This is a genomic window from Pseudomonas sp. TNT2022 ID1044 (assembly GCF_028656895.1).
In the GTDB taxonomy this organism is placed as follows: domain Bacteria; phylum Pseudomonadota; class Gammaproteobacteria; order Pseudomonadales; family Pseudomonadaceae; genus Aquipseudomonas; species Aquipseudomonas reinekei.
Genome location: NZ_JAMDHB010000001.1, coordinates 332,568 through 345,515, shown reverse-complemented (window position 1 = coordinate 345,515; position 12,948 = coordinate 332,568). Strand labels below are relative to the sequence as shown.

Below are 12,948 nucleotides of genomic sequence, written 5' to 3'. Positions count from 1 at the left end.
TCGGACCAATACATAGGGAAAGTCCATGAACACTGGCAACATCAAGCGGTACGCCCCCAAGGCGCGTACCGCCTTTATCGCCGCAATGACCAAGCGCGCGGCGCTGTTTGGCATCCGCGAATCCAGCATCCCCAGTATGGGCATCGAGCCGCTGGAGCAGAAGGGCGATCTGGCCCTGATCGGCAATCGGCCTTTCCCTGCCAGCATCATCCGGCCTCGCGCCGCGTTGGTAAAAAAGGTCGAGCAAATGGGCTTTGCCCAGGCCATGGAGCAGGCGGCTTACAGCTGGTTCAACCGCCTGTGCGCCATCCGTTTCATGGAGCTCAAGGGCTACCTCGACCACGGCCGCCGGGTTCTCAGCCACCCGGAGCAATCCGGAAGCTTCCAGATCCTCAATGACTGTCTGGATATCGAGCTGGAAGGCCTAGACCACCAGCGCATTGCCGAACTTAAACTCGACGGCACTAAGGATGAAGAGCTGTACCGCGAGCTGCTGCTTGCCCAGTGCCATGCGCTGCACAAGGCCATGCCGTTCCTCTTCGAGGCGGTCGATGACGCCACCGAGCTGCTGCTACCGGACAACCTGACCAAGACCGATTCGCTGATCCGTGAGCTGGTGAGCGCCATTCCCGAGCAGGACTGGCAGGACGTCGAGATCATCGGCTGGCTGTACCAGTTCTACATCTCCGAGAAGAAGGACCAGGTCATCGGCAAGGTGGTGAAGAGCGAGGACATCCCCGCCGCCACCCAGCTGTTCACCCCCAACTGGATCGTTCAGTACTTGGTGCAGAACTCCTTGGGTCGCCAGTGGCTACAGGCCTATCCGGACTCGCCGCTCAGGGCCAAGATGCCCTACTACATTGAATCGGCCGAGCAGACACCGGAAGTGCAGATCCAGTTGGCCGCCATTACACCGGACAGCATCGACCCGAAGAGCATCAAGGTGCTCGACCCCGCCTGCGGCTCCGGTCATATTTTGGTCGTGGCCTATAAGGTACTCAAGGAAATTTACACCGAGCGCGGCCACCGCAGCCGCGATATCCCGAAGCTGATCCTGGAGCACAACCTGTTCGGCCTGGACATCGACGACCGTGCTGGCCAGCTCGCTGGCTTCGCCCTAATGATGCTGGCTCGCGAAGATGATCGCGGGATCTTCGGCCGCACGGTCAATCTCAACGTCCTGTCCCTGCAGGAAAGCCACCATCTCGATCTCGCCAGCCTGTGGCAAGCGCTTAACCTTACCAACGACTGGCAACGTGGCCATTCTCAGAGTTTGTTCGACAATGAACAAACCGATCTCAACATTGCTCAGGCCGACAACCGCTACCAATTGCTGCAAAGAACCTTGGCACGCTTTACCCAGGCTAGAACCGTCGGCTCGCTGATCGAGGTCGCGGTGGAGGATGCTGAGCCTCTTTCCGAGTTGCTGGAGCAACTGCGACAGCTTGGTCGCGAAGGCGACTCCATTCAGAAGCCGACGGCCAAGCAGTTGATTCCTTATGTACAGCAGGCTTGGATGTTGGCCCAGCGCTACGATGCAGTTATAGCGAATCCTCCGTATATGAGCAGTAAGGGAATGAATGCCGATCTAAAATCTTTTGCGGGTAAAAACTTCCCCAGTAGCAAAGCAGATCTATTTGCCGTTTTTATGGAGCGTACTTTCGGCTTACTAAATTCTAACGGCTATAACGCGCAAGTAAATATGCAAAGCTGGATGTTTCTTTCTAGCTACGAAAAGCTTCGCGAATGGTTGCTCAGCTGTAAAACCATCACCAACTTAATGCACATTGGATATAATAGTTTCCCAGAGTTAAACTCTAAAGTCGTTCAGTGCTGCGCCTGGGTATTTAGCAATCTAAAAGTAGAAAACTTCAACGGCAAATATATAGACCTCAATTCAGCTCCGCAATCAGCAAACAAAGCAATTGTATTTAAAGAGATTTCTACAGCCAAGATATACACGAATCGTGTAGATAATTTCAAAGAGATCCCCGGAAAACCATTCGCTTACTGGACAAGCACAACAGCAAGACGATGCTTCAGTTTATACCCACTGCTATCGACTGAAATTTCCGCCAAACAAGGCTTGGCTACCACTAATAATGATTTCTTCACACGCAGATGGTATGAAGTTTCCTACGACCACATTGGATTTGGCTGCGATAGCAGAGACACAGCTGCACTTTCAAAAAAAAGATGGTTTCCGATGGATAAAGGTGGAAATTTTAGAAAGTGGTATGGAAATAATGAGTTCTTGGTTGACTGGGAAAATGACGGAGAAAGAATCAAGTCGAATATAAACACCAAGTACCCATACCTAAATGGAAATCCAGACTTCGTTGCAAAAAACGCATCGGAATATTTCAAGGAGGGAGTTACATGGAGCAAGATAACCTCCGGAAGCTTTTCTTGCCGATACTCCCCCGCAGGGGCCATATTTAGCGATGCTGGAATGAAGGTCATTTGCGCCGGTGATCAAGCGTTGTTTTATCAAGGCTTGCTCTCGTCGAAAGTTTTTTCTTATTTTCTTTCGTGCCTCAGTGAAACATTAAACTATGAAGCAGGAAATATTGGTCGCGTTCCGGTGTCAAAGGTTGACGAAATGGATCTGTGGCTAAGATTGATTGATCTTGCAAAAAGCGACTGGGACAATTGTGAGATATCAGTGGACTTTGTACGCCCAGAACTAATTAAGCGTACAAAAAAACAGTCACCTCTTCCCCTTGTGTACAATGAAATACGTACAGAATGGCGCATTTTGACGAAAGAAATGCAAACTCTAGAAGAGAGGAATAACTCGATCTTTATAGAGCGTTATGGCCTTGGCGACGAATTAAATCACAATGTTCTTGTTAATGAAGTAACTTTGTTTTGCAATCCAGAGTATCGCTATGGTAGTAGCGCAACAGAGAAAGAGCTTGAGGCAAGACTGCAATCCGATACATTATCTGAGCTGATTAGCTACACTATTGGCTGTATCATGGGGCGTTACTCCCTCGATCGCGAAGGACTGGTCTACGCTCATACCAGCAACAAGAGCTTTGCCGAACTGGTCGCCGAAGGCGTATATAAATCCTTCCCCGCTGACAGCGACGGCATTCTGCCGCTGACTGATCTTGAATGGTTCGCCGACGACGCCACCAACCGCTTCCGCGAGTTTGTCCGCACCGTCTGGGGCGATGAGCACATGCAGGAAAACCTCGACTTTGTCGCCGAGAGCCTTTGTCTTCACGCCATCAAGTCGCTAAAAGGTAAATCCAGTGGCGAGTCGTCGCTGGACACGATCCGCCGCTACTTGAGCACCCAGTTCTTCAAAGACCACCTCAAGACCTACAAGAAGCGTCCCATCTACTGGCTGTTCAGCTCCGGCAAGCATAAGGCCTTCGAGTGCCTGGTCTACCTGCACCGCTACAACGAAGGCACCCTTGCGCGGATGCGTACAGAGTACGTCATCCCATTGACTGCCAAGCTCAACACCTACACTAACAAGCTAGCCACGGACATCGAAAACGAATCCGTCACCTCCGAGAAAAAGCGCCTGGAAAAAGAACTCGCCACCCTGCACAACCAACAAGCCGAACTCGCCACCTTCGACGAAAAACTCCGCCACTACGCCGACCAACGCATTAGTCTGGATCTGAATGAGGGTGTGAAGGTGAACTACGGGAAGTTTGGCGACTTGCTGGCTGAGGTGAAGGCTATTACCGGTGGCGCTAGTGATTAATTTTGCACTGGTTTGTGCGTACACCCTCGATTCTTGGATGAGCATTCAATGAACACCAACAACATCAAACCCTACGCTCCCAAGGCGCGTACCGCCTTTATCGCCGCAATGACCAAGCGCGCGGCGCTGTTTGGCATCCGTGAATCCAGCATCCCCAGTATGGGCATCGAGCCGCTGGAGCAGAAGGGCGATATGGCCCTGATCGGCAATCGGCCTTTCCCTGCCAGCATCATCCGGCCTCGCGCCGCGTTGGTAAAAAAGGTCGAGCAAATGGGCTTTGCCCAGGCCATGGAGCAGGCGGCTTATAGCTGGTTCAACCGCCTGTGCGCCATCCGTTTCATGGAGCTCAAGGGCTACCTCGACCACGGCCGCCGGGTTCTCAGCCACCCGGAGCAATCCGGAAGCTTCCAGATCCTCAATGACTGTCTGGATATCGAGCTGGAAGGCCTAGACCACCAGCGCATTGCCGAACTTAAACTCGACGGCACTAAGGATGAAGAGCTGTACCGCGAGCTGCTGCTTGCCCAGTGCCATGCGCTGCACAAGGCCATGCCGTTCCTCTTCGAGGCGGTCGATGACGCCACCGAGCTGCTGCTACCGGACAACCTGACCAAGACCGATTCGCTGATCCGTGAGCTGGTCAGTACCATTCCCGAAGAGGACTGGGCCAACATCGAAATCATCGGCTGGCTGTACCAGTTCTACATCTCCGAGAAGAAAGACCAGATCATCGGCAACGTGGTCAAGTCGGAGGACATTCCGGCGGCGACCCAGCTGTTCACGCCTAACTGGATAGTCAAGTACATGGTGCAGAACTCGCTGGGCGCGCAGTGGCTGGCGACCTATCCCGACTCGCCGCTCAAGACGCAGATGGAGTACTACATTGAGCCCGCCGAGCAGACTGACGAGGTCAAGGCGCAACTTGCCGCCATCACCCCCGAAAGCCTCAACCCCGAAGAGCTAACCCTGATCGACCCGGCCAGTGGTTCTGGGCACATCTTGGTAGAAGCCTACGACCTGTTCAAAGCCATCTACTTGGAGCGCGGTTACCGTCAGCGCGACGTGGCGCAGCTGATCCTGCAGAAAAACCTGTTCGGCCTCGACATCGACGGACGCGCCGCCCAGTTGACCGGCTTTGCCCTGATGATGAAGGGCCGTGCTGATGACCGTCGACTGTTCGAGCGAGGAGTAAAGCTCAATGTGATGGCGCTGGTGGATAGCACGGACTTCGATGCCGAAGTGCTGGCTAACGGCGTTAAGCTGGTGGACTACAGGCTGCAGCTGGGCGACCTAACGGAGCTAAAGCGACTGTTAGAGCACGCCACGACCTTTGGCTCGTTGATTCAGGTGCCTGAAGAGTTGGCGAAGAAGTTACCGGCGCTTAAACAGCTGTGCGAGGCGACCAGCCAGGATCTGTTTGTCGCGGATGAGCTCAAGCACCTGGGGCCGCTGGTGCAGCAGGCTGAGTTGCTGGCGGCGCAGTGCGATGCGGTGGTGGCAAATCCGCCGTATATGGGGAGCAAGTACCACTGTTCGTTGCTCAAGAGATTCGCGAAAGACCACTTTCCGGATGCTAAGAATGACCTCTTCGCCTGTTTCGTTGAGCGTGGTTATTCGCTGGCGAAGAAAACTGGGCGAACCGCTATGGTCACAATGCAGACTTGGATGTTTCTTTCGTCGTTTCAGAACATGCGCGAGCGACTTCTTCGAGAAAAGTCGATCACTACTATGACGCAGATTGGCTACAACAGCTTTCCAACTCTTAATTCAAAAATTGCGCAGGCAACAGTGTTCTCGACATTGAATCGCCGGCTAAGGAATTACCTGGGTTCCTTTGTTGATCTCAATAGCGCACCGCAGTCTGCGGACAAGGAAGCGGTTTTTCTAAAACGCGGCAGGATCAATTGCTTTGAGGTCTCAGCAGAAGACTTCAGTTTGATCCCCGGGAGTCCCGTGGCGTATTGGGTGAGCGAGCAGGTGAGGAAGCTTTATGACGGAAACCGACTCCTGGGTGACGTCGCGCCTTCTCGACCAGGTTTATCAACAACCAACAATGATAAATTTCTTAGGAATTGGTGCGAGGTATCCGTCTCGAAGATTGGATTCGCCTGCCCAAGCAGAGACGTGGCATTGAAGAGCGGATGCACGTGGTTCCCTCACAATAAAGGAGGTGACTCCCGAAAGTGGTACGGAAACAACGAAATCGTTGTCAATTGGCGTAATGATGGTGAGGCGATTCGATCGGCGGCTGAAGGGTCAAGCGGCGGCCGTATCGTAAGTTTGGAGTTTTATTTTCATGAGTCCATTTCGGCCTCGGCAATAACTTCCGGGACGAACGGTTATCGATTCTATCCGGAGGGAGCGCTCTTCGATGTGAACTTTAGAAGTATTTTCGGTCTTTCCAAATCTGCCCAAATGCAATGCCTTGGTCTATTGAATTCTTCGCTTGTTGTCAAGTTTCTCGGCTTCCTTAGCCCTACAGTTGCAATGAATAAGTACGACCTTGATAGAATCCCCTATATGCAACCTGCAGCGTCTTCGATTGAGGTTGTTGGTCGATTGATTTCAATTTCAACTATCGACTGGAACGCATACGAGCGCTCCTGGGGCTTCCAATACCTCCCGATCCTGAAGGGATCCACCGAGCTCAGACCTACACTTGAATCCAGCTACACCACCTGGATAACCCAGAACCGAGACACCATTGCCGAGATGCAAAGCCTCGAAGAGCAGAACAACCACCTCTTCATCGACGCCTACGGCCTGGCGGACGAGCTCACCCCCGATGTCCCCATCGAGCAGATCACCCTCACGGTGAACCCCGCCTACCGCTACAGCGGTAAGCTCAGCGAAGGCGAACTGTGGACGCGCTTTCGCGAAGACAGCATGCAGGAGCTGGTCTCCTACGCCATCGGCTGCATGCTGGGACGCTACAGCCTGGATGAACCCGGCCTGATCTATGCCCATAGCGGCAACCAGGGCTTTGACCCCGGCCGCTACTCCACCTTGCCAGCCGAAGCCGACGGCATCCTCCCGCTCACCGATAAAGAGTGGTTTGCCGATGATACGGCCAATCGCCTGATTGAGTTTGTATCGGTGGCTTGGGATAAGGCCCACCTCGAAGCCAACCTGCGCTTTCTCGCGGACAACCTCTCGCCGAAAAAGACCGAGTCAAGCCGCGAGACCTTACGCCGCTACCTCTGCGACAATTTCTTCAAAGATCACCTGCAAATGTACAAAAAGCGCCCAATCTACTGGCTGTTCAGCAGCGGCAAGCAAAAGGCCTTCCAGTGCCTGGTCTATCTGCACCGCTACAACGAAGGCACCCTGGCGCGCATGCGTACAGAATACGTCATCCCGCTAACCGCCAAGTTCAACACCTATGCCAATAAGCTTGAGCAGGACATCGAGGCCAGTACCAGCACTGCCGAGAAAAAACGCTTGGAAAAAGAGCTCGCCACCCTGCACAACCAACAAGCCGAACTCGCCACCTTCGACGAAAAGCTCCGCCACCATGCCGACCAGCGCATCAACTTGGATCTGGACGATGGCGTGAAGGTGAACTACGGCAAGTTTGGAGATTTGTTGGCTGAAGTTAAGGCTGTAACGGGCGACAAGGGCGACTGACCACCCGCATGGAGCACTACCGATGGCACTAAAAGCATTCCGCGGCAGACCCTTCGAGCATACGCACGAGAATCGAGCCTTCAACGAGCTGTTTGATTTGCTCGACGAACACTGTTCGGTTTCTGGACAGGACTGGTACCTGCTGGGCAATTTCTATGTGGGCAGCCGTGAACTGGATGCCATGGTGATCAAGTCAAATGCGGTGATCATCCTCGACTTTAAGGAGTTCCGAGGAAAATTACAGCTTTCTGAAGAGGGCCCTTGGCTGATTGAGGATGAGGAAACGGGTAGCAATGTCCAAGTAAAGGGCGGCGCCAGCGTCAATCCGCTGCGCCAGTTGCGTATCAATAAAGGGGTCATGCTTGATTTTTTGGGTCGCAATTTTACTGACCTTAATGCGACCTGCAACTGGCGGCATGTCGCAGCTCTGGTAGCCTTTCAGGGGCCGATCGAATTTGATCATCGCCACTTACCCGGTTCGATAAAGCCCTGGTTCCATATCAGCGATATGGGACGGATCGTTCGCGATTTGGACGCCATTGTCAGCAGGGAGATCTTTCTCTCGAGCGAAAACTTGGAACGCCTCACTGCTCAGCTTGGTATTGATCCTTTTGTTCCGGCAGGCGCTCCCAAGCTCAGGCAATTGAATGGCCGGGCGGCTTCAGGACCTGACGAAAGCAAATTGACTCAGCAGCAGAGTCAGGCACTAGGCGAGTTTTCGACCTGGCTGAAATCTAGCAGCGGCGTATTTCGTCTCGCTGGTATGGCCTCAACTGGCAAACGCTTCATCTTCCAGCACCTAGTAGGCGCCTTGGAAGAAGCCGGTATCGAATTGCTTCTATTGACCCCAAGTGCACGGATTTCCTCGACCTATCATCACCCTTTAGCTCAGCCCGTCTCTATCTATACTTGGCTGTACAGCCAACAACCCAATCGTTTTGAGATCAAAGACGGTCGCAAAGTAGGGATTCACGAGATAAGAGAGGATCACCTTTTACATGGAAAAATCCCTGTATTGGTGGATGCCCATCTGCTGAGTGACGAAGAGTTTGATGTGGGGGACCGGCGTTATGGCTCAGGTCGACTGATTCATGACTTTCTCTCGGTTATTGCACAGCAAAAAGCGCCTTTTGTGGTTATCGGCGATCCCTATCAGATGTCTAGAGGATCACTGCAGCGCTCCCTGATCAACGGCAATATGCTGGAGCAGTTGGGGCTCAACGTTGTCAGCTACCTGTTGACCGAACAGATTCTAGATGACGGAAATGACGCGCTAAGCAAGCTGCAGGCGCACCTCGTGAATAGCTTAGACAAAGACCGCTTCAATAAGCTGCCACGCCTGTCAGGCAAGCGTCTTGATATTCTTGAAAACGTCAATTCAAGGGGCTGGGTGCCGGACATATCCAATGTCCGCGCTGAGTCCATCCTGGTTTGTGGCACTCATGAGCAAGCCGCCAAGGTCAATGGCGCGGTGAAAACAAAGATTCTGGGGCATCTCAGTCCGACCAAATTAGCGGCGGGTGACCGGATTGACTTTCACAACCGCACGCCGATCTTGCCGTCCGAGCCTGATGCATTCAATCAAAGTACTATTCGCTGGGTCAGCTCCGGCGAGATCGGTCTTGTCGACTTTGTTGAAGACACAATGGAAACCCACCTGATTCAACTTCGTGGGCGCGAAGAGAAAATCAGCCTTCATTTCCAGCGCGCCAGATGCCGAATTCCAAGCTTTGGAGAGGTGGAGTTCCGTTATTTTGTCGATTACTTTGAAGCTGAACGACCTGACATAACTGGCGACCAGTATCTCGCGCTTCAAGTATTGGCTAGGCAGCTTGCCAAACCAGTGCTTGAGCTGCGTAAGAAACAACTACCGGACAAGAGTGATCCCCTTTACAAGCAAGCAAGGGCGGAGTACGACAGGTTTGAGTATCAGATTTTGCAAACACAAGGATATTCGTCTGCCGCGCTGATCCGTCCGGCCCACGCATTAACCGTGCATCGCGCTCAGGGACGTCACTGGCCGAGTGTCTGGGTTAATGCCTCACGCAGCGCCTCCAGTGAAAAGCCCAATAACTCGGACTATTTCCGCTGGCTGTATACCGCCTCCGTTGGTGCTGACGAGACCTTCACTGTCCGACAGATGCCCTTTCTCAGCCCCCTGAGTAATGCAGTCGTGAGCCGCGCCCATGACTTCGGAATTGGTACCTTCCCGCTCAAGCACGGTCTGTTTTATGACTCATCTCGTCAGCCTACAGAACAGGAAGCCTCGAAGGTTATGCCGTCGGGTTTCAGCGAAATGGCATTGCGCCCGCTGTTTCTTGAGCTAAGCGAACGACTTGCCGATTCAGACTGGAGCCTTAGCGACTGGCGACAGTACAGCTATCAGGTGGTCATCTCGCTCTCTTACCAAACAGCCGCTACAAGCATTCGAGTCAGGCTGCATTACGACAAAAAACTTGCCGTTACCAACGTGGTTTTTCTCGACGGCAGCAATAGTGAAAAGGAAACCATCAGCAGGCTTCTGATGAAGCCTTTCAAGCCACAAAGCGAACCCCTGACTGAAGCTGTCGAGGCACTTCAGGAACGGCTGGCTGCCCACAGGTTCGTGATAGTCGGCGGGGCTGAAACCAGTTATCGAGTGCAGTTGACTCTCGCAGTTGAAAACGACGCCGCTGAAATCCAAGTTAATGCTGACAAAGAAGGAATGATCAGCTCAATCCGAGTCTTAAAAGCGTCCTCAGAAAGCATCGTGCAACAGCTGGAGAAGGCAATGGCGGTGCAGTCATGAGTATTTTTGATGATATTCGGGATCACAAATCGCGTGAGGACTTGGAGGGTGCCTGGCAGGTAGGTTCCAAGGCATTGGAGCAAGATTCTGGTAACGTGTTCCTGAAGACTTCGCTGTTTTGGGTGATTTATGCAGAGCTGAAAAAGCTTCTGGAGCCTATCAAAACACGAGACAACAATATGCCCCATCCCAATGAGCAGCGGATGATTGATCTATGGGCTTCACGCATTCACACGCTCCAATTAGAGCTCCCCAGTGAAAATATTGATTTTCGTCTGTGGAATCTTTTCCGTGAGACCGGAAAATTCTGCGATCCAATCTGTCTCTTCATTTTGCAACGCGGCAGGGCACTGTTTAGTCCAGACGATCACAAACCATTCAGCACAGAAAAAGGAGAGTCACCCAGCGTTGTACTGCGACTGGCACGCATGGTGGCCGTCAATTACCTGCACAAAGGCCTAGACAGTCCCCTTCCTGTAAGTCGAGTCGTCGCATTTTTAAAGTACGCCTTGGATAAAGCAGAAGACTCACCGCAAGGGAAAATATGGCTTGAATACGATAAAGCCAGGATTTTTGTAACTGCCGGCGAGATCGTGAGGGCAAGAGAGGCCTATCTATCTGTGCTTAAAAACAAGCGCGGCGAATCCTGGGCATGGTTTGGCTTGGCCAAGACCTATGAAAACGACCCGGAAAAAGCTATTTGCCTAGTCTCTTTCGGCTTAACCTGCGCTCACGACCCCAAGTTCAGCATCCCCGGACTGGTGCGACTGGCGGAGTTACTTGCCCAGACAGGCGTGCATGATTACGCCTCAAAGGCACTGATAAAACTGACAAAAATCTACAGCGATAATGGCTGGCCGCTTAAAGACAGCATCGTTGAGCTCACGTCATCTGCATGGTTTGACGCATCGCTGGATACTAGTGATCTTGATGCTCATGTAGAGGAACTGGCAATAGGTGCCAATCAGTACGCCATGGCCAAACCGACCTACTTGTCAGGTGTACTTCTTTCAGTACACGAGTCAGGTAAAGGCGCCACAATTTATATCCACAGAGATCTTAAATTTTCTGCGCGAAAGGCTGTATTCGAAAATCGAAAAATCCCTAAGCTTGGAACTCTTGTGAAGATCTTTTGCGACATGGGCTCTGAGAGTCAGGATGTTGTTTCGGTTGAGAACATACAGGTGATTGAGACTCAGGATATCCGTTCATTCAAAGGCAGCTTGAAAGTAAGCGAAAAAGGATTTGGCTTTGTAAATGGCGACATTTTTGTCCCACCAGGTCTGGTTGAAGGCGTACATAGGGACGCAGAGGTTGCCGGCGCAGCCGTCATGTCTTTTGACAAAACCAAGAACAAATACGGGTGGAAAGCTATCACTCTGCTTAACGAAATCGGCTCACCAAACTCAGCCGAACTCGGACCATTGCAGGGCCGGCCATGAATTATAACTATGGCGACAATCTAGGCTTCGCCAGAAATAAATCGCCGGACGTTTTTAAGGAGTACATCTACGCCGAAAAAAACGTACATATCCACCCCTATGTCACGCTCAGCAGGCTCCGAACTATTTATGAGAAGTATACCGATGACATCATTGAGGCCTTACACATCCCATGCCGAGTTTCCGCGCCTTTACAGGAGCAATTGAAGCTTCTCAGAGGGAAAATCCCCGATAACTTCCTGCGCAAACTTGAGGCCATCAGGCCAATTTGCAATTCGGCCGTTCACGAACTGATGACTTCGGGGGATAACAGCAGAGATGAAATCACCAAAACTGCAATGGACGGCTTACGGCTTGCCCGTGACTACGCACATTGGTTTTATGAAAAGGTGGAGAAACACTCCGATCTGAGTCAGGTTGGTGAGTTCGTCGCGCCACCACTCAGCTCTCTTGAAGACGAGCTGCGCTATGCCCATGACGGTGATGGCTGGGCGGCACTTATGGTCGCCAAGCGGCATTTTGCACTAACGCTAGAATCAGCCGAATCAGCCGAATCAGCCGAATCAGCCGAATCATCATTTCACCGTAGGCTCGCGGACACGTTCCTGCAGCACGCCTGTGACAAAGGTTTGTACGAAGCAAGGCGCTTTAAATCCACGCAACTGATCTATAGCGCCGCATCCATGGACGATATCAAGGCCGGCATCGCGATCATTGACGAGTTGATCGACCAGGGAGACGTAGAGGGTCTGTATTGTGACAAAGCCTGCGCTTTTTCAGCGATGAATAGACAACTGACTGGCGTCAGCATTGCGCGCAAAGGTGTAGAGGCAGGGGACCCCTACGCAATGAACTTGCTAGCCCAATGGGCCGGATACCCCGATAAAAAAATAAGCATGACCGATGAGGAGCGCACGAAGCTTCTGGAAAAAAGTCTGGGTATCGCCTTCAACTGCGAGGCGGCCTACTACCTTTCGACGTACTACCAATCACAAGGCAAAGTCAGCGAAGCTATTGCTCTGCTCGAGCAAGCTATACGCTACGGCGAGGATAAACGAGGCTTGGTCGAGTTTGCGCTCGGCTCTATGTTGATAGAGCAGGACAATGATATAGAAAGGGGCTTCGAGCTACTTGCTTACTATGCCAGCAAATCCTATTGGAACGCTCTAAATACTGCAGAGAAGCTAGTCGATATTAGTCGCTATGCCGAGGCCCTAGCGTTTTTCAAAATAGCAGTCACACATGCTACGGATCTGGAAATCCGAGAGGGCATCGCCCACTTCACTGCTGTCAGGGACGCGCTGCAAGAACACGAAAACCTTCAAGACGCTGATTTAAATTTTCTTATTGCATGCTTAGGCGATTGA

The 12,948-nt window shown here is 52.2% G+C and carries 5 protein-coding genes; all 5 read left to right on the top strand.

All coding sequences use genetic code 11. The features are described 5' to 3' along the window. The first annotated feature begins 25 nt into the window (after positions 1–25). Genes pglX (M5G20_RS01555) through M5G20_RS01535 form a run of 5 tightly spaced genes read left to right on the top strand, consistent with a single transcriptional unit; the run spans position 26 to position 12,948 of the window. On the top strand, positions 26–3,724 hold the full coding sequence (gene pglX, locus M5G20_RS01555; RefSeq protein WP_273917575.1) for a BREX-1 system adenine-specific DNA-methyltransferase PglX: 3,699 nt from the start codon (positions 26–28) through the stop codon (positions 3,722–3,724). A gap of 48 nt (positions 3,725–3,772) precedes the next feature. Then, positions 3,773–7,351 carry a BREX-1 system adenine-specific DNA-methyltransferase PglX gene (gene pglX, locus M5G20_RS01550; RefSeq protein WP_273917574.1) on the top strand — a complete coding sequence of 1,193 codons (3,579 nt, stop codon included), beginning with the start codon at positions 3,773–3,775 and terminating at the stop codon, positions 7,349–7,351. 22 nt (positions 7,352–7,373) lie between these two features. Then, complete coding sequence (locus M5G20_RS01545) at positions 7,374–10,139, top strand: NERD domain-containing protein/DEAD/DEAH box helicase (protein WP_273917573.1); 2,766 nt, start codon at positions 7,374–7,376, stop codon at positions 10,137–10,139. Next, positions 10,136–11,581, top strand: a complete 1,446-nt coding sequence (locus M5G20_RS01540; RefSeq protein WP_106118098.1) for a tetratricopeptide repeat protein — start codon at positions 10,136–10,138, stop codon at positions 11,579–11,581. The genes M5G20_RS01545 and M5G20_RS01540 overlap by 4 nt, the downstream gene beginning before the upstream one ends. Then, positions 11,578–12,948: a hypothetical protein gene (locus M5G20_RS01535; protein WP_273917571.1), complete on the top strand. Its 1,371-nt coding sequence runs from the start codon at positions 11,578–11,580 to the stop codon at positions 12,946–12,948. Before M5G20_RS01540 ends, M5G20_RS01535 begins: the two co-directional genes overlap by 4 nt.

Excerpts from the sequence above, each read along its gene's own strand:
- pglX (WP_273917575.1), top strand. The coding sequence starts at position 26 with ATGAACACTGGCAACATCAAGCGGTACGCCCCCAAGGCGCGTACCGCC.
- pglX (WP_273917574.1), top strand. The coding sequence starts at position 3,773 with ATGAACACCAACAACATCAAACCCTACGCTCCCAAGGCGCGTACCGCC.
- M5G20_RS01545 (WP_273917573.1), top strand. The coding sequence starts at position 7,374 with ATGGCACTAAAAGCATTCCGCGGCAGACCCTTCGAGCATACGCACGAG.
- M5G20_RS01540 (WP_106118098.1), top strand. The coding sequence starts at position 10,136 with ATGAGTATTTTTGATGATATTCGGGATCACAAATCGCGTGAGGACTTG.
- M5G20_RS01535 (WP_273917571.1), top strand. The coding sequence starts at position 11,578 with ATGAATTATAACTATGGCGACAATCTAGGCTTCGCCAGAAATAAATCG.